Raw genomic sequence first — 18,158 nt, forward strand, 5'->3', positions numbered from 1 at the left:
ATATATGCAAATAATGGATAACAAATTGACACGTATTCTACCTGTTTACGCTGTTCTTGCTCATCAAACCTTTCTGAAAGTAGAAATCAACATTCAATCGGCATAAAATCAACATTTTATTAACAATGAAATGTAAGGTCATTATGTCTGCAGAACTCACCGCGGAAGCCGCACTCAAGCTGGTTGGCGAAATCTTTGTCTACCATATGCCGTTCAACCGGGCCCTGAATCTGGAGCTGGATGTCTACGAAAAGGCGTTAGCACAGCTGAGTTTTAACAACCAGCCGATGATGGTGGGCAACTGGGCGCAAAGCATTCTGCACGGAGGGGTGATCGCCTCGGCACTGGATGTCGCGGCAGGCCTGGTCTGCGTGGGCAGTACGCTGGCGCGTCATGACACCATCAATGAAGATGAACTGCGCCAGCGCTTGTCAAAGATGGGTACCATCGACCTGCGCGTGGACTATCTGCGTCCAGGACGCGGCTCGCGCTTTACCGCCACCAGCACGCTGCTGCGCGCAGGCAATAAGGTTGCCGTTGCCCGCGTTGAATTGCACAACGAAGAGAAAACGCATATCGCCAGCGCCACGGCGACTTATATGGTGGGATAACCGCCAGAATCGCGTAAAATTGCGTTACTTTTTCGAAATGGATGTTTCACATGGATCCCAAACAAACGCGACAGGGCGTGCTTCTGGCCCTTGCCGCCTATTTCATCTGGGGCATCGCTCCAGCCTACTTCAAGCTGATTTACTACGTTCCTGCCGATGAGATCCTGACCCACCGCGTTATCTGGTCGTTTTTCTTTATGGTGGCGCTCATTAGCTTTAGCCGCCAATGGCCGCAGGTTAAAACGCTGCTGAAGACGCCAAAGAAGGTCTTCCTGCTGGCACTGTCGGCGGTGCTGATTGGCGGTAACTGGCTGCTGTTTATCTGGTCGGTCAATAACCACCATATGCTGGAGGCAAGCCTCGGCTACTTTATAAACCCGCTGGTGAATATTTTGCTGGGGATGATTTTCATCGGCGAGCGTTTCCGCCGCATGCAATGGGTTGCCGTCGCGCTGGCGATTTGCGGCGTGTTAGTCCAGCTATGGACCTTTGGCTCGCTGCCAATCATTGCCCTGGGGCTGGCGTTCAGCTTCGCCTTCTATGGCCTGGTGCGTAAGAAAATTGCCGTCGATGCCCAGACCGGCATGCTGTTCGAGACGCTCTGGCTGCTGCCGGTAGCAGCGATTTATCTTTTCGGCATCGCCGATAGCGCCACCAGCCATATGGGTCAAAATCCGTGGTCGCTGAACCTGCTGCTGATTGCCGCAGGCGTGGTGACCACTATCCCACTGTTGTGCTTTACCGGGGCGGCGACCCGCCTGCGTCTGTCAACGCTGGGTTTCTTCCAGTACATCGGCCCAACGCTGATGTTCCTGCTGGCGGTGACGTTCTACGGTGAGGTGCCGGGCGCAGATAAGATGGTAACCTTTGCCTTTATCTGGGTGGCGCTGGCGATATTCGTGATGGATGCGGTGTATACGCAAAGACGGGCGCGTCGAAGCTAGAGGATTGCCGGATGGCGAAGCGCCATCCGGCACGGCTATTACAGCCAGTTCTTGCGCTTAAAGTACAGGTACGGCGCAAGCCCGGCCAGAATCATAAAGATAATCGCGCCAGGGTAACCAAAGCTCCACTTCAGCTCCGGCATAAACTCAAAGTTCATCCCGTAACTGGAGGCCACCAGCGTCGGCGGCAGGAAGACCACGGAGACCACCGAGAAGATCTTGATAATGCGGTTCTGCTCGATGTTGATAAAGCCCATCGCCGCCTGCATCAGGAAGTTAACCTTCTGGAACAGCGATTCGTTGTGCGGCAACAGGGATTCGATATCTCGCAGAATCTCCCGTGCCTGCTCCAGCTGGCCTGCCGGCAGACGCGCCTTACGCACGAGGAAGTTCAGCGCGCGTTGGGTATCCATCAGACACAGGCGAACCTTCCAGCCGATATCTTCCAGTTCCGCTAGCGTCGAGAGCGCTTCGTCGTACTCATCGCCCTGATGCCCTTCCATAATGACGCGGCTTAGCTTTTCGAGGTCGCTATAGATGTTTTCGATTTCGTCCGCCAGCTGTTCGATCTTGGTTTCGAACAGGTCGAGCAGCAGTTCGTAGGCGTTACCGTCCGCCATCGCCTGGTTACGCGCACGCATGCGGTAGAGGCGAAATGCCGGCAGCTCACGCTCACGCAGGGTGAACAAACGCCCTTCGCGGATGGTGAATGCGACGGTGGAGTTACCTGCGTGATCGTCCGCATCTTCATAAAAGAAGAAGGAGTGAATGTGCAGGCCGTCTTCGTCTTCAAAAAAACGTGCGGATGCTTCGATGTCTTCCAGTTCAGGGCGCGTGGCCAGGTTCTGGCCCAAATCCTTTTGCACACGGTTTCGTTCGTCGTCATCTGGCTCGACTAAATCCACCCAAACCGAGCTGGCAAGATGATCGATCTCATCCGCCTCAAGACGCGTTAAACGATTGTTTTCCAGTTGAAATGCGCTCAGCATGACCGGGACTCCCAATGCAAAAAATTATCGGACAGCCGGTGGGCACACAGAAACTACAGGGGTTTCAGACCATTAAACAGCCTGACTCAATGCGACGGGAAATACGAGTCGCTGACAACCGCTAAGGCTATCAGCATAAGAGGATAGCCTTAGGAGTTGTTCCTGAATGACAGGAAGGTGAGCCAGCATCTACTGGGTGTGTCCAAGGCTTTGTCCTCTTAGCGTAATCGTGCGCGCATGTTACGCCAGCAAAAAAACGCCGTCAACACGCAACGAAACGCTAAGTTAGATTAATTACCTTCTCTTTATTAAGGCTAGCAGAAGGTGACAAAAATGTTATGTTTTTCTGAATGTTATACGTTTTCTAACCTGGCGTAAGCGGCCACCAGCCATTTAATTCCTTGCCCCTGGAAAGCGACCTGCAGTCGGCTATGTTCACCGCTGCCTTCCAGGTTGACGATGGTGCCTTCACCAAACTTAGCATGGCGTACACGCTGGCCAAGCTTATAGCCGGTGTCGTTCTCCGCCATTGGCGTGCCCATTCGCTGATGGCTGACCGGGCGACTGACCGTCGCGCGCAGACGAACCTCTTCGACACAGGCTTCCGGCAGCTCGCCGATAAAGCGCGACGGGCGATGGTAAACCTCTTTGCCGTACAGGCGACGGGTTTCGGCGTAGGTCAGCGTTAGCTTCTGCATTGCACGGGTGACGCCGACGTAGGCCAGGCGGCGCTCTTCTTCCAGACGCCCGCCTTCATCCAGCGACATCTGGCTTGGGAACATCCCCTCTTCCATGCCGACGATAAACACCTGCGGGAATTCCAGGCCTTTCGCCGAGTGCAGGGTCATCAACTGCACCGCGTCCTGCCAGGTATCTGCCTGGCCTTCCCCGGCTTCCAGCGCCGCGTGGGAGAGGAACGCCTGCAGCGGCATTAAATCTTCATCTTCTTCGTTGTAGCTGAACTGGCGCGTTGCCGTGACCAGTTCGTCTAAGTTCTCGATTCGCGTCTGGCCCTTCTCGCCTTTTTCCTGCTCGTACATCATGCGCAGGCCAGAGTCTTTCACCACACGGTCGGTCTGCACGTGCAGCGGCATATCGGCCGTTTCCTGCGCCAGTGCGTCAATCAGCTCCATAAAGCGTTGCAGCGCGCTTGCCGCACGACCGGCAAGGGCTTTCTCCTGCAGCAGCTCACGGCAGGCCTGCCACAGCGTCAGTTGACGGTCACGCGAGGTCTGGCGTACCACGTCCAGCGTGCGATCGCCGATGCCGCGGGTTGGCGTGTTCACCACGCGCTCAAACGCGGCGTCGTCATTACGGTTAGCTATCAGGCGCAGATAGGAGAGCGCGTCTTTGATTTCCTGACGTTCGAAGAAGCGCATACCGCCGTAGATTCGGTACGGCATGCTGGCCTGCAGCAGCGCCTCTTCCAGCACGCGTGATTGGGCGTTGCTGCGGTAGAGGATGGCGCATTGCGTCAGCGCGCCGCCGTTGTCCTGCCAGGTCTTGATGCGGTTCACCACAAAGCGCGCTTCATCGAGTTCGTTAAACGCGCAGTAGAGTGAAATCGGTTCGCCGTCGGCGCCGTCGGTCCACAGCTTTTTGCCCAGGCGCCCGTTGTTGTTTTCAATCAGGGCGTTCGCGGCGCTGAGGATATTGCTGGTTGAACGGTAGTTCTGCTCCAGACGGATGGTTTCTGCACCGGGGAAATCGTTGAGGAAGCGCTGGATGTTCTCCACCTGCGCCCCGCGCCAGCCGTAGATCGACTGGTCGTCATCGCCCACGATCATCACCTTGCCAGTGTCACCCGCCAGCAGGCGGATCCAGGCGTACTGAATGTTGTTGGTATCCTGGAATTCGTCCACCAGGATATTGGTAAAACGTTCACGATAGTGCTGAAGGATATGCGGTTTGTTGAGCCACAGCTCATGAGCGCGCAGCAGCAGCTCGGCGAAGTCCACCAGCCCCGCGCGGTCACACGCTTCCTGGTAGGCTTGGTAGACCTTCTGCCAGGTCTGCTCAACCGGGTTACCGTAGCTTTGCAGATGGTGAGGGCGCAGCCCTTCATCTTTCTGGCTGTTGATAAACCACATTGCCTGGCGCGGCGGCCACTGTTTCTCGTCGAGGTTCATCGCCTTGATCAGGCGCTTCAGCAGGCGCAGCTGGTCTTCGCTATCGAGGATCTGGAAATCCTGCGGCAGATTGGCGTCCAGGTGGTGCGCACGCAGCAAACGGTGCGCCAACCCGTGGAAGGTCCCGACCCACATGCCGCCCTGCGACGTGCCCATCAGCTCAGCGATACGGTGGCGCATCTCCGCCGCCGCTTTGTTGGTAAAGGTGACCGCCATGATGGAGTACGGCGAGCAGTTTTCGACGCTTTGCAGCCAGGCAATACGGTGCACCAGCACGCGCGTTTTGCCGCTGCCTGCCCCGGCGAGCACCAGCATATTGGTCCGCTCCGCCGCGACGGCTTCGCGCTGTTTATCGTTGAGGCTGTCGAGCAGGTAAGAAACGTCCATTGGCACCGCCGGAATCAACAGGGCCCAGTGGGACCCCTGGGAATTTATACAGAGTTGCTTACGATTATATCAGCGAGGTCAGAGATGCCAACCGGGAAATCTCGACATGCGGCAACAAACGGCAGTCTGCAGTTTGCATCAGGTCGGCATTTTCCGGTTTGACCCAGCAGGCCTGCATGCCGCAGCGAATCGCGCCTGCCACGTCGGTGGTCAGGTCATCGCCCACGTGCAGAATCTCGCCGAGCGGTACGTTGAGCTTGTCGGCCGCCAGATGGTACATATCGGCAAACGGCTTCGAGCGCCCGTCCGGGCCGGCGCGCAGCACGAACTGGAAGTAGTCGCTCAGGCCGAACAACTCCGGCTGAGCGTTACCGTTGGTGATCGCCACCAGCGGCCATTTTTGGCCCAGTTTCGCCAGCGTGTCGTGGGTTTCCTGCGGCACATCAATCCGGCTACGCCACTGGGCGAAATTCGCCATCGCCGCATCGGCACCCGCTTTGGCTTCCTGAACCGTCAGCCCAAGCTGACGCATACCAGACTCCAGCGCGCGCCAGCGCCACTCGGTGACGTCGTGGTAAATTTCTGGCTCCGTCTTTAACAACGCATCACGCCACTGCTGCAGCGTACGAGCATCGAAGTTCGCCAGCGCCGGATGGTAGCCGCGCACAAAGGTCAGCGACTCCTGCATCGTTCGGTCAATCACCGGGCGGTTATCGTAAAGGGTGTCATCAAGGTCAAACGTCAGCGCAGCGATAGCGCCCAACGGCCGATAAAAACGCATTATTTCTCCCGTTTGGCGCGCGGATGCGCCGCATCGTACACCGAGGCAAGGTGTTGAAAATCAAGGTGGGTATAGATTTGGGTGGTCGACAGGTTGGCGTGGCCCAGTAGTTCCTGCACACCGCGCAGGTCACCGCTCGACTCGAGCATATGGGTAGCAAACGAGTGGCGCAGCTTGTGAGGGTTCACGTGGCTATTCAGCCCCTGCTTGATACCCCATTCGGCAAAGCGCTTTTGCACATTTCGCGCCGAAATCCGTTTGCCAAGCTTCGAGAGAAACAGCGCATCCTCGTCGCTGCCGAACAGTCCACGCAGGTCGAGCCAGTGCTCAATCCACGCCACGGCATTGCGGCCAATCGGCAGGCGACGCTCTTTGCTGCCTTTCCCCATCACCCACACTTCACCGGTATCGAGATCCAGATGTTTAATATCCAGATTCACCAGTTCAGAAAGACGTAGCCCCGCGCCGTACATCACCTCCAGCATGGCGCGATCGCGCACCGCCAGCGGGTCATTGAGATCGATATCCAGCAGACGGTTAACGTCATCAACGTCGATATTTTTTGGCAGATGGCGCGGCGCTTTCGGCGCGGCGATACCTTTTGCCGGGTTAGCCGGAAGCTCGCCCTGACTCACCATCCAGTCAAAGAAGCTGCGCAGCGCCGACAGGCGTAACGCCAGACTGGCGGCACCCAGCCCTTTGCGGCGGCTGCGGGTCGCCACGCTGCGCACCATCGCAGCATCACATTGTTGCCAATTCTGCAGGCCCATCCCTTCGACCAGTTCAATAATGGCATCAAGCTGACGCTGATAGTTGAGGAGCGTGATGGGGCTAAGCTGGCGCTCTACGCCCAGATAGCGCAGAAAGCGGGTAACGGCTGGCCCTAGCCCGGTACCGGTCATACGCGCTCGATCCAGCGTTCCAGCAGGCCCGGCAGCATCAGGGCGATTTCCTGCAGCAGCTGTGTGCCCTGCCCCGGCTGATAGTGGTGCGGGTCGCGGCTGCTAAAGAGGATCACGCCTAAATCGCCATCGCTGCCCATCATCGACATCGCCACCGACCCTACGGCTTTCGCCTCAGGAAGCACCAGCAGCAGTTCAGGGCCGTTAAGGGGGCCAAGATAGTGATTGGCCTGACCTAAGCGCTGAATGCGCAGCGGCTCAAAAGCCTGACGGGAGAGCACCAGATCGGTATGTCTGGAAGGTGCGCCAAGACGCCAGCGGTCGGAGAACAGCCGCAGCGATGCGCCTGCCAGCCCCAGCTCACGCGCCCAGCGATGGAAGCGCAGCAGGAGATCGTCCAGACTTTCCGCGCAGGCCAGCCGGTTTTGTAGATGCAACAGGCGGTAAAACAGGCTTTCGTTCGCCGTCGCCTGTTCCATAAGCTGGCTCATGTTCTCTTCCAGCATGGCAATGTAGTTGCGCGAACGCGCCATGTGCCACTCCACCAGAGAGACCATGCCCCGCACCGGGTGCGGGACGCGCATTTGCTCAACCACTGCGGCATTACGAATAAAGAATTCAGGATGTTGCAACAGATAATCCACGACCGCGCCGTCATTCAGCGTAGTGAGAGCGTCCTGCTGTTCTTCCCCGACGTGTTTCATAAGTGAATAAATCCGTCATAGACATGTGCCGCCGGGCCAGTCATAAACAACGGTTGGCCCGGGCCTTTCCAGGCGATATCAAGTCGCCCGCCCGGCAGTTCCACGCGCACCTCTTCCGCCAGCAAGCCCTGCTGGATGCCGACGGCAACCGCCGCACATGCGCCGCTGCCGCAAGCCTGAGTTTCACCCGCACCGCGTTCGTAAACGCGCAGACGGATGTGGTCCCGCTTCACTACCTGCATAAAACCAATGTTAGCGCGTTCTGGGAAACGTTCATGACTTTCCATCACCGGGCCAAGCGTTTCTACCGCGGCGGTGTCGACATCATCGACCTGAATCACGCAGTGTGGGTTCCCCATGGAGACCACGCCGCACAATACTGTCTGCTCAGAGGCGCGCATGATATAGGTCTTTTCCGCTTTGTTAGCGCGAAACGGCACCTGAGACGGTTCAAAGTTCGGCTCGCCCATATTCACGCGAACCAGCTCGTCGTCGGTCACGCTTAAGACCATACGGCCATTGGCGGTGCTCACGCGGATATCGCGCTTGTTGGTCAACCCTTTCAGGCGCACAAAGCGGGCGAAGCAGCGGGCACCGTTACCGCACTGGGAGACTTCGCTGCCGTCGGCATTGAAGATGCGGTAGTGAAAATCCAGATCGGGGTCGTAAGGCGGTTCCACGACCAGCAGTTGATCGAAACCCACGCCAAGATGCCTGTCCGCCAGTCGGCGGATAAGCTCGGGCGAGAAAAAGACATTCTGCGTTACCGCGTCGACGACCATGAAATCGTTGCCGAGGCCATGCATTTTAGAGAACTGCATCATCTACTCCAGTTGCGCGGAACAGAACGGTAATATTAGTAATTAACCTGCGTCGGGCCGCCGTTATCACCACGGTCGTTACGATCCGGAGAACTGCTCTGAATCGGAGGAGTGACGGGTTGCGTCGGCGGAGCTGCCGTTTTATCAGCCGGAGGAAAATAGAGTGGGCCCTTCAGGCCGCAGCCTGCAAGGCTAGATAATGCAAGTAACACTGCCAGCGGTCGAAAAATCTTATTCATTCTTAAGATGCCTGTAGTTCAATGCTTTCTATTTTCTATCATCGCAGGAGAAGGCGCAAAAGCAAGCGTTAAGCACCTGACTGCAACGTGATTTGTTTCACGCTATACTGCCGCCATCACTAAATAACGGGAAACAACAATGAACGACAGTGAATTTCATCGCCTCACCGATACCCTGTGGCTGACCATCGAAGAACGTCTGGACGACTGGGACGGCGATAGCGATATCGACTGCGAGATCAACGGCGGCGTGCTGACCATCAGCTTTGAAAATGGCAGCAAAATTATTATTAACCGCCAGGAGCCATTGCACCAGGTGTGGTTGGCGACCAAACAGGGCGGCTACCATTTTGACCTGAAGGGTGATGAGTGGATTTGCGACCGCAGCGGCGAAACCTTCTGGGATCTGTTAGAGCAGGCGGCAACACAGCAGGCGGGTGAAGAGGTTAGCTTCCGCTAAGCACTCTGCACGATCCCCGGAGTCGGCGTAAACACCTCGTCCGGGCTACGGATCATAACGGTAGCCCGGACGAGCGAAGCGACGCCGGGGTTTTAAGAGAAATACTGCTGCAACAACGGTGCGTTGTTATTGTCCTGATTGGACGGCGGCGGCACGATGGCCTGGCTGCGGAACGGGATCACCTGCGCGCGACCATCTACCTTCACAATCTGGTAGAACTGCGGCAGGTTGAAGTTGATAAAGCTTGAGCCGTAGGTGAAGCGATCGTGTGACGATGAGTAGAAGCGGCTGACGTCACGCACCAGCTCTTCTTTGCTGCCTTCGCAATGGTGATACACTTCTGCGCGGTTGCTCTCGTCAAGAATATAGATATTAAAGCCCTGATCTTCGCCCGACTCTTCGAAGAAGAACTGAATAATCCCTTCACTGGCAAAACCATCGACCACCTGCGGTAGCTCAACATGGTTAGTCTCAACCTGGACGGATAGCCCGTGCAGCTTGTTATGCGAAATCGCGCCGTAGAACTCAATGGCGTTTTCCAGCTTCTGCACCGACACGTTCAGACGTTCAAAGAACAGGCCCCAGGTCTGCCCGGAGACGCGCAGCGCTTTAAAGCGCCCGGTTTCCTGACGGGTGCTGGAAAGGCGCAGTTCGATACATTCCGACACCAGTTGCTGTACGCGAGTACGGATTAAACCGCGCAGGTGTTGGCTATAACAGAACACTTCGACGCTGTCCGGCGGCGCGGCATCCTGGTGCATTTTACCGAGGATGGTTTTCAGCGCTTCGATCATCGCCTGCTCGCCGTTGAAGTGCAGCGTACGCACTTCGTTCCACGAGTTGCGGTACAGCAGGTCGACGCTGCCGACCAGGCATTTCTGATCTTCGCCGAAGCTGAAGGTATCGAGCTTGCGGAAATCAAAATGCACCACCTGATTGCGGAAGGCCGCCGTCGGGTCATATTCGAGGTTAACAATAATCGCCAGATGGCGAATTTCGCACGGGCTGTAGAGCGCTTTCGGCGTTGGTGCAGGCAGACGCAGCGGGAAGTGGTGCGACACGTCAGCAACCATCTCCTGCAGTTTGGCCAGATCGACAATACCGTTGCCCTTGATAAACAGGCGCGTACGCGAGGTCAGCAGGCCGTTAAACCAGGCCCAGGCCACCAGCTTATTCAAATAGCGGTTATATTCCAGCGGCTGATGGCTGACGATAGATTCCATGTTCGGCGCACGGTTGTAGAGGTACCAACCCGTACGGTTGGCACGTCCCGGCGGAACATAGATAAAGGTCAGATTCGGTTCGGACAGGTCCGGAGAGATCTGCGGGTTCACCAGCGTCACCTTACCCGGCAGCGCTTCAAACGCGGCGTACAGCTTACGCGTCAGCACACCGATGTCCTGCGGGCTAGCGGAAACGCTCAGGTTGTTACGACGAGCGAAGCGAATCAGGTTACGGTAGCTCTGCATCATCGCGTCGAGCAGTTCGTTGTGCGCTTCACGCACCTGATCGATTTTCCAGTTGGCGCGGTTATCAAGCATCGCCAGACGCTCTTCGCTCCAGCCCCACTCTTTCACCAGCTGGCCAACGACTTCGCGACGCCAGCCAACGCAGGCGCGTTCACGGCTGAGCTTTTCGCACACCTTCAGATAAAAGCAGCGGCGCACGAGGTCGAGGCGGGTTTCATCTTCAATCGCCTTCAGGTACTCGGTCACGCGCTCCAGCATCATGCAGTAGGCATCAAGACCGAAGGAGACGATCTCGCCGTCGTGCAGGCGCTGTTTAATATCTTTCGCCAGCAGGTGCGTATTCGGGTATTCCCAGGAATAGGCTTCCAGCAGCAGGGTTTTCAGCACCGCTTTATACGGTGAGTCGATGCTCTTATAGAGCTGCCACAGGCTGGCACCGAAGTACTCTTCGGCGGAGAGCGAGCTCAATCCACCGAGGTCGAGCCATTCGTTCGGCGTCAGTACGCCCTGGGCGTAAAGGGTCATCACGTAATCGTCGTAATGATCTTCTTCTTCGCCCGGCACCATATTCCACAGAATACGTTTGCCCGCCAGGCGGACCGCCGTGCGGTAAAATTCGTCGAGCAGTAAAATGTGCTGCGTTGAACCACAGTCTTCGCCACCGAGGCTGCCGCTTTCATTATGACGGAAGCGGTTTTCGTCGATCAGGAAGAAGCTGACTTCAACGCCCAGCGATGCCGCCCAGCTTTCCAGCAGGCTGCATTTGCGCTGTAACAATTGGCGTTCATCATTATCGAGCCACGACTGGTGACAGACCCAGATGTCCAGGTCGGAAGAGCAGCTCTGCCCTACCGATGAGGTACTCCCCATCGAGTAGACGCCGGTAATCGGCAGTTCACCTTTTGCGGAGGTCTGCGGCGGCATACCGCGATGCAGTTCGAGCTCATCAAGATAGTGGCGTTGGGTTTCATCAGGCGTGTAGAGGCAGATGCCCTTGGGAACGTTACCGTCGAGGTAACCCGGCATCAGCGGATGATGATAATGTAATAATGTCGGCAGTAGACTGTAAACCTGCTGGAAAGCAGGTCCCATGGCTGCAAGCGCGCGATCCACACGCAGTTGGTTGATGGCATCCAGTCTCTGTTTCAGTGTCTCAATATAGAGGTACAAGACATATCGCCTGATGTTCAAAACCTCGACGTATCCTGTCAGAGCGGTACGGAGGTTTTAATATTTCAACAAGAAGAACCGTTACCGTTTTATTGTCCGCCGTTGTGATTATCGAATTTTGGACAAAAAATGGTTTAAAACGTGATCAATTTAACACCTTGCCGGTTGACCGTAAAGAATGTTGCACTACAACAAGTGTAGCATTGAATGCTGCTGTAAACCCCGGCATACGATCAAGACAGTGCCAGTAATGAACGGTAAACACAACCCCGTTTATGCTTACCTTTACTGACTCTCAAGGCACGCTTCGTGCATACCCCTTAATTCCCAGCAAGAATTTTTACGAAGACCGTGAAAACTAACATCATTAGGGCAACAATGTTAGGATGGTCAATGGATGATAACGACGGTAACAAGCATGTTAGACAAAGTTTTGAGAATTGCCACACGCCAAAGTCCGCTCGCTCTCTGGCAAGCGCACTATGTACAAGAACGCCTGATGGCCTGCCATCCTGGGCTTACGGTGACGCTCGTGCCGATGGTCACGCGAGGGGACATCATCCTCGATACGCCGCTGGCAAAAGTGGGCGGTAAAGGGCTTTTCGTCAAAGAGCTTGAGCTTGCGCTGCTTGAAAACCGTGCGGACATCGCCGTCCACTCGATGAAAGATGTCCCGGTAGAGTTCCCGGAAGGGCTTGGGCTGGTGACTATCTGCGAACGTGACGACCCGCGCGATGCCTTCGTCTCCAATCATTACGCCTGCATGGACGACCTCCCGGCAGGTAGCATCGTCGGTACCTCCAGCCTGCGCCGCCAGTGCCAGTTGGCCAAGCGTCGCCCGGATCTGGTGATCCGCTCGCTGCGCGGCAACGTCGGCACGCGTCTGAGCAAGCTCGATAACGGTGACTACGATGCCATTATTCTGGCAGTCGCGGGGCTAAAACGCCTTGAACTGAATGACCGTATTCGCCAGCCGATGTCACCGGAAGAGTCGCTCCCGGCGGTCGGCCAGGGTGCCGTCGGCATTGAGTGCCGTCTGGACGATGAACAGACCCGCGCCCTGCTCGCACCATTAAACCACGACGACACCGCCATTCGCGTTCGCGCCGAGCGCGCCATGAACACGCGTCTGGAAGGTGGCTGCCAGGTGCCTATCGGCAGCTACGCTGAGCTGAACGACGGCGAACTGTGGCTGCGCGCGCTGGTTGGCGCGCCGGATGGCAGTGAGATGGTGTGCGGTGAACGCCGCGGCAAGCCGGAAGATGCCGAGCGCATGGGCATTGAACTTGCCGACGAACTGCTGGACAACGGCGCGCGGGCAATCCTTGCCGCCGTTTACGACGGAGATGCCGCCGTATGACCATTCTGGTTACCCGCCCCTCCCCGCAAGGTGAAGAGTTAGTCAGCCGTTTGCGCGCGCTGGGGCGAGTAGCCTGGAATTTCCCGCTGATAGAATTTACGCCCGGACGCGAGCTGAACGCGCTGATACCGGCGCTTGGCGCACTGCGCGAAGGCGATTTAGCGTTTGTTCTGTCGCAGCACGCGGTCAGCTTCGCCCACGCGCAGCTTCAGCAGCAGCGCGTTAGCTGGCCCACTTCTCCCCGTTATTTTGCGATTGGCCGTACTACGGCGCTGGCGCTACATCAGGCGAGCGGCCTTGATGTTCGCTATCCATTAGATCGGGAAATCAGCGAAGTGTTGCTACAATTACCTGAATTGCAAACTATTGCGGGAAAGAAGGCGCTGATTCTGCGCGGCAACGGCGGGCGTGAACTGCTGGCCGAAACGCTGAGCGCACGCGGCGCCGATGTCACCCTTTGCGAATGCTACCAGCGCAGCGCTATCCACTATGACGGCGCCGAAGAGGCTATGCGCTGGCAGTCGCGAGAGGTCAACACCCTCGTGGTGACCAGCGGCGAAATGCTGCAACAACTCTGGACGCTGATTCCCCTCTGGTACCGGGAGCGCTGGCTGCTCACCTGTCGGCTACTGGTGGTGAGTGAGCGTATTGCAAAACTGGCCCAGGAGTTGGGCTGGCAGGATATTCAGGTTGCCGATGGCGCAGACAACGATGCGCTGCTGCGCGCACTACAATAACTCTCAAAATTGGAAGCCATAATGACGGAACAAAAAGAAAACTCCGCCGTGGTTGAAGAGTCCGAAGATGCGGTGAAAACCTCACCGCAGCCCGACGCTCGTAAGCCGGAAAATGCTGAGAAGAAAAATAACGGCGGGAAAACCAGTCTGGCGCTCAGCGCCGTTGCTATCGCCATTGCGCTAGCGGCAGGCATTGGCCTGTACGGCTGGGGCAAACAGCAGGCCGTCAACCAGACCCAGACCAGCGACACCCTCGCCAATCAGCTTATCGCCCTGCAAAAAACGCAGGACGCACAAAAAGAGGCGCTGGAAACCACGCTTAAACAGCAGGCCGAACAGCTGCAGGAAGCCAAAACCCAGCAGGCGGAAATGGCTAAACAGCTGGACGAAATGCAGCAGAAAGTGGCTGCCATTTCCGGTACTGACTCGAAAACCTGGCTGCTGGCCCAGTCGGACTTCCTTGTGAAGCTGGCCGGACGCAAGCTGTGGAGCGATCAGGACGTCACCACCGCTGCCGCGCTGCTGAAAAGCGCCGACGCGAGCCTGGCGGATATGAACGACCCAAGCTTAATCGCCGCGCGTCGCGCCATTACCGAAGATATTGCCAGCCTCTCCGCCGTCTCTCAGGTGGACTACGACGGTATCATCCTCAAGGTTAATCAGCTCGCCAATCAGGTGGATAACCTGCGTCTGGCAGACAACAACACCGACGATTCGCCGATGGATAACGACGGCAGCGAGCTGTCGGCCTCGCTCGGCGAATGGCGTGTAAATCTGCAGAAAAGCTGGCAGAACTTTATGGACAGCTTTATTACCATTCGTCGTCGCGATGAAACCGCCGTCCCGCTGCTGGCGCCAAACCAGGATATCTACCTGCGGGAGAATATCCGCGCCCAACTGCTTGCCGCCTCTCAGGCGATACCGCGCCATCAGGATGAAACCTTCAAGCAGGCGCTGGATAACGTTTCAACCTGGGTACGCGCTTACTACGATACCGACGATGCCGCCACGAAGACGTTCCTTGATGAGATCGACAAACTCAGCCAGCAGAGCATCTCCATGGATATCCCGGAAACGCTGCAAAGCCAGCCGATTCTGGAAAAGCTGATGCAAACCCGTGTGCGTAACCTGATGGCGCAGCCTGCCGTCACGTCCGCAGAGCCTGTCGCTGTGGCCCCCGTGCAGCCAGCACCAGCACCTGCCCCAGCGCAAGGAGAGTAACCGATGCTAAAAGTTCTCTTACTCTTTGCACTGCTGATTGCCGGTGTGGTGGTCGGCCCGATGATCGCTGGCCATCAGGGTTATGTTCTGATTCAGACCGACAACTATAACGTTGAAACCAGCGTGACCGGTTTAGTCATTATCATGATCCTGATAATGGTAGCGCTGTTCGCCCTGGAGTGGATTCTGCGCCGTATCTTCCGCACCAGCGCCCACACGCGTGGCTGGTTTGTTGGTCGTAAGCGTCGCCGTGCGCGTAAGCAGACGGAACAGGCGCTGTTGAAGTTGGCAGAAGGCGACTATCAGCAGGTTGAGAAGCTGATGTCGAAAAATGCCGATCACGCCGAGCAACCGGTGGTGAACTACCTGCTGGCAGCCGAAGCGGCACAGCAGCGCGGTGACGAAGCGCGCGCCAATCAGCACCTTCAGCGTGCCGCTGAAAACGCAGGCAACGACCTGATTCCGGTCGAAATCACCCGCGTCCGCCTGCAATTGGCACGCCACGAGAATCACGCGGCGCGCCACGGCATTGATAAGCTACTGGAAGTGGCACCGCGCCACCCGGAAGTGCTGCGTCTGGCAGAGCAGGCCTATATTCAGACCGGAGCCTGGAGCTCGCTGCTGGATATCATCCCGTCCATGGCGAAAGCCCACGTCGGCGACGACGCGCACCGTGCAGCGCTGGAACAGCAGGCGTGGATTGGTCTGATGGATCAGGCTCGCGCCGATCAGGGCAGCGAAGGGCTGCGTAACTGGTGGAAAAACCAGAGCCGTAAAACCCGTCATCAGGTGGCCCTGCAGGTCGCCATGGCCGATCACCTGATTGAATGTGACGATCATGACACCGCACAGCAGATCATTATCGATGGGCTGAAGCGCCAGTATGACGATCGTCTGGTGATGCTGATCCCGCGCCTGCGCACCAATAACCCGGAGCAAATGGAAAAACTGCTGCGCCAGCAGATCAAAACGGTAGGCGATCGCCCGCTGTTGTGGAGTACGCTGGGTCAGTCGTTGATGAAGCACGGTGAGTGGCAGGAAGCGAGCCTGGCGTTCCGCGCTGCGCTGAAGCAGCGTCCGGACGCGTTCGACTACGCGTGGCTTGCCGATACGCTTGATCGTCTGAAGCAGCCGGAAGAAGCGGCGGCAATGCGCCGTGATGGGTTGATGCTGACGTTGCAGAATAACCCGCCCGCGTAAGGCGGAGCATTTGTTAAGGGGCCGAATGGCCCCTTTTTTTTGGCCGCTGTGCGGCCCCGGCGGCGCTGCGCTTGGCCGGGCTACAACTTGGGCATAAAAAAACGCCCGCTCCTTTTGGGAGCAGGCGTTAAACAGGTTTAATTCGACAACATAATGGGTGCTTCACTCAACGTAATGTCCATGGTGTCTGATGAGGCAAAAGCGACATCTGTCAGTGGACGATAAGCACCGTAAACGGCTCTGCGTCATTCCCGAGTTTATGAGGCCAAAGGCGAACATAAGAGGTGGAATGAGCATCTACGCGGCGCATTATGTCACAGGATCCTCAGGGAGGACACTCCTGAACGAGAAAATAAATAAGATAATATTCATTCCCTATATCAATTCATAAAAAAACAGCGCGCAATATTTGATCCTGCCCCTTTCTATAGCGGACTTATATTTACAGAGTAAAAATATAAGGTATAGAATTTCCCGCGCTGCATCGGCCAATTTTATATTCACTGAAATAAAAGAATCACCTCTATTTATTCATCAGATAGTTACGCCCAATCGCGGCGTATAAATTAAATCAGTAAAATATATAAATCATGGAGATATTATAATGGATTTATCTTTCCCCCCAAGGCTACTGGCGATCGCCGTGCTGGCGGCACTTCCCGCGCTGGCTAACGCCGCAGACACTCCTGCGGTAGCCAAAGCCAGAGAAGGTTTTGCCGGCTACGATCACCCCAATCAATATTTAGTAAAACCGGCGACTACCATCGCTAAAAATATGATGCCGGTCATGATGCACCCCGAGCAGAATAAAGAGACACAGCAAAAACTCGCGGATATTGCCAAAAAAACCGGGAAGAAACCCAACGTGGTTATTTTCGTGCTGGATGACGTCGGCTGGATGGACGTCGGCTTTAACGGCGGCGGTATTGCCGTTGGCAACCCAACGCCGGATATTGACGCCGTCGCCAGCCAGGGGCTTATTCTGACATCGGCCTATTCACAGCCAAGTTCTTCACCTACGCGCGCCACCATCATGACCGGGCAGTACTCCGTTCACCACGGTATTCAAATGCCGCCAATGTACGGCATGCCGGGGGGCCTGGAAGGGCTGACTACCCTACCGCAACTGCTGCACGATCAAGGGTACGTTACCCAGGCGATCGGTAAATGGCACATGGGTGAAAACGAAGGGTCGCAGGCACAAAACGTCGGCTTTGATGACTTCCGAGGCTTTAACTCGGTATCGGATATGTACACCGAATGGCGCGACGTTCATGTAAACCCGGAAGTCGCGCTGAGCCCGGACCGCGCGGAGTACATTAAAAATCTGCCGTTCAGTAAAGATGATGTCCACGCCGTACGCGGCGGCAAGCAGGAAGCCATCGCCGATATCACGCCGAAATATATGGAAGATCTGGACCAGCGCTGGATGCAGTACGGCGTTGAGTTCCTCAATAAGATGACCAAAAGCGATAAGCCGTTCTTCCTGTACTAGGGGTCTGAGGTCCAACCATGCGAAAAACCACGTTAAGAAAGCAACCTTCTGAAAAGGCGACGTTTATCAGTTTTTTTTCCGGCCATAAAGGGGGCGGAAATTATTCCCTGCACGGGTATTCGCAAGGATTTCGGTAGTGCTCTGGCTCTGCCCCCCATAACCTGGCGGACAGAGCATGATTGGGAAAGCGGTACCCTCACGGCAGAAACGATTGACGCAGGCTATATTTCTATTATTCTGGAAATATAGATAAAGGAGGTATTATGGATTTAAACACTGCTGCAAACGCACTTCGAGAACTGGGCCACCCGACACGTCTCAGCATATACCGGGAGCTGGTCAGGGCGGGTCATGAAGGCCTGCCGGTTGGCGAACTGCAGAAGCACCTTGAGATTCCTGCCTCCACGCTCAGCCATCATCTTTCAGCGCTGATATCCGCTGGACGGCACTGTTGCAAATAGTCGGTGGTGATAAACTTATCATCCCCTTTTGCTGATGGAGCTGCACATGAACCCATTCAAAGGCCGGCATTTTCAGCG

Annotated in this window: 16 protein-coding genes and 2 pseudogenes; 9 read left to right on the plus strand and 9 right to left on the minus strand. The window is 56.3% G+C overall.

Annotation, left to right across the window (positions count from 1 at the left end; all coding sequences use genetic code 11):
• The first annotated feature begins 143 nt into the window (after window positions 1-143).
• Window positions 144-611, plus strand: a complete 468-nt coding sequence (gene yigI / locus HII27_RS23295; protein WP_185669762.1) for an acyl-CoA thioesterase YigI — start codon at window positions 144-146, stop codon at window positions 609-611.
• A gap of 50 nt (window positions 612-661) precedes the next feature.
• Entirely contained in the window at window positions 662-1,555 is an 894-nt protein-coding gene (rarD, locus tag HII27_RS23300) for an EamA family transporter RarD (RefSeq protein WP_185669763.1), read from the plus strand.
• A 38-nt stretch (window positions 1,556-1,593) separates the two neighbouring features.
• Here the strand turns inward: rarD and corA are convergent, their stop codons facing one another.
• From corA to lptM, 8 genes are all read right to left on the minus strand, one after another.
• Entirely contained in the window at window positions 1,594-2,544 is a 951-nt protein-coding gene (gene corA / locus HII27_RS23305; protein WP_185669764.1) for a magnesium/cobalt transporter CorA, read from the minus strand.
• Window positions 2,545-2,693: 149 nt separating this feature from the next.
• Window positions 2,694-2,750, minus strand: a complete 57-nt coding sequence (ysgD, locus tag HII27_RS27560) for a YsgD/CorL family protein (RefSeq protein ID WP_368301982.1) — start codon at window positions 2,748-2,750, stop codon at window positions 2,694-2,696.
• Between the two features lie 147 nt (window positions 2,751-2,897).
• Entirely contained in the window at window positions 2,898-5,060 is a 2,163-nt protein-coding gene (uvrD, locus tag HII27_RS23310) for a DNA helicase II (protein WP_185669765.1), read from the minus strand.
• A 64-nt stretch (window positions 5,061-5,124) separates the two neighbouring features.
• On the minus strand, window positions 5,125-5,841 hold the full coding sequence (yigB, locus tag HII27_RS23315) for a 5-amino-6-(5-phospho-D-ribitylamino)uracil phosphatase YigB (protein ID WP_185669766.1): 717 nt from the start codon (window positions 5,839-5,841) through the stop codon (window positions 5,125-5,127).
• The gene (xerC, locus tag HII27_RS23320; RefSeq protein WP_185669767.1) at window positions 5,841-6,743 is read right to left on the minus strand and encodes a tyrosine recombinase XerC; all 903 of its coding nucleotides are present in this window, start codon (window positions 6,741-6,743) and stop codon (window positions 5,841-5,843) included. Before xerC ends, yigB begins: the two co-directional genes overlap by 1 nt.
• The gene (locus tag HII27_RS23325) at window positions 6,740-7,447 is read right to left on the minus strand and encodes a DUF484 domain-containing protein (protein WP_185669768.1); all 708 of its coding nucleotides are present in this window, start codon (window positions 7,445-7,447) and stop codon (window positions 6,740-6,742) included. Before HII27_RS23325 ends, xerC begins: the two co-directional genes overlap by 4 nt.
• The gene (dapF, locus tag HII27_RS23330) at window positions 7,444-8,268 is read right to left on the minus strand and encodes a diaminopimelate epimerase (protein WP_185669777.1); all 825 of its coding nucleotides are present in this window, start codon (window positions 8,266-8,268) and stop codon (window positions 7,444-7,446) included. Before dapF ends, HII27_RS23325 begins: the two co-directional genes overlap by 4 nt.
• A gap of 35 nt (window positions 8,269-8,303) precedes the next feature.
• Complete coding sequence (lptM, locus tag HII27_RS23335; protein ID WP_185669769.1) at window positions 8,304-8,507, minus strand: LPS translocon maturation chaperone LptM; 204 nt, start codon at window positions 8,505-8,507, stop codon at window positions 8,304-8,306.
• A gap of 139 nt (window positions 8,508-8,646) precedes the next feature.
• Between lptM and cyaY the strand changes: the two genes are divergently transcribed.
• The gene (gene cyaY / locus HII27_RS23340) at window positions 8,647-8,967 is read left to right on the plus strand and encodes an iron donor protein CyaY (protein WP_185669770.1); all 321 of its coding nucleotides are present in this window, start codon (window positions 8,647-8,649) and stop codon (window positions 8,965-8,967) included.
• 92 nt (window positions 8,968-9,059) lie between these two features.
• Here cyaY and cyaA read toward each other — a convergent pair whose 3' ends face one another.
• Complete coding sequence (gene cyaA, locus HII27_RS23345; RefSeq protein WP_035896459.1) at window positions 9,060-11,606, minus strand: class I adenylate cyclase; 2,547 nt, start codon at window positions 11,604-11,606, stop codon at window positions 9,060-9,062.
• Between the two features lie 418 nt (window positions 11,607-12,024).
• Between cyaA and hemC the strand changes: the two genes are divergently transcribed.
• The 6 genes and pseudogenes from hemC to HII27_RS23375 all read left to right on the plus strand — a co-directional run.
• Window positions 12,025-12,966: a hydroxymethylbilane synthase gene (hemC, locus tag HII27_RS23350; RefSeq protein WP_185669771.1), complete on the plus strand. Its 942-nt coding sequence runs from the start codon at window positions 12,025-12,027 to the stop codon at window positions 12,964-12,966.
• Window positions 12,963-13,703 (plus strand): uroporphyrinogen-III synthase, encoded by a 741-nt coding sequence (gene hemD, locus HII27_RS23355; protein ID WP_185669772.1) that lies wholly within the window; start codon window positions 12,963-12,965, stop codon window positions 13,701-13,703. The genes hemC and hemD overlap by 4 nt, the downstream gene beginning before the upstream one ends.
• 21 nt (window positions 13,704-13,724) lie before the next feature.
• Entirely contained in the window at window positions 13,725-14,924 is a 1,200-nt protein-coding gene (gene hemX, locus HII27_RS23360; protein WP_185669773.1) for a uroporphyrinogen-III C-methyltransferase, read from the plus strand.
• 3 nt (window positions 14,925-14,927) lie between these two features.
• Complete coding sequence (gene hemY, locus HII27_RS23365) at window positions 14,928-16,124, plus strand: protoheme IX biogenesis protein HemY (RefSeq protein ID WP_185669774.1); 1,197 nt, start codon at window positions 14,928-14,930, stop codon at window positions 16,122-16,124.
• Between the two features lie 604 nt (window positions 16,125-16,728).
• Window positions 16,729-17,616: pseudogene (locus tag HII27_RS23370) on the plus strand (sulfatase-like hydrolase/transferase); the annotation flags it as partial.
• Window positions 17,617-17,882: 266 nt separating this feature from the next.
• A pseudogene (locus HII27_RS23375) lies at window positions 17,883-18,062 on the plus strand (ArsR/SmtB family transcription factor); the annotation flags it as partial.
• Between the last annotated feature and the right edge of the window lie 96 nt (window positions 18,063-18,158).

This window comes from Kluyvera sichuanensis, from assembly GCF_014218705.1.
GTDB lineage: Bacteria > Pseudomonadota > Gammaproteobacteria > Enterobacterales > Enterobacteriaceae > Kluyvera > Kluyvera sichuanensis.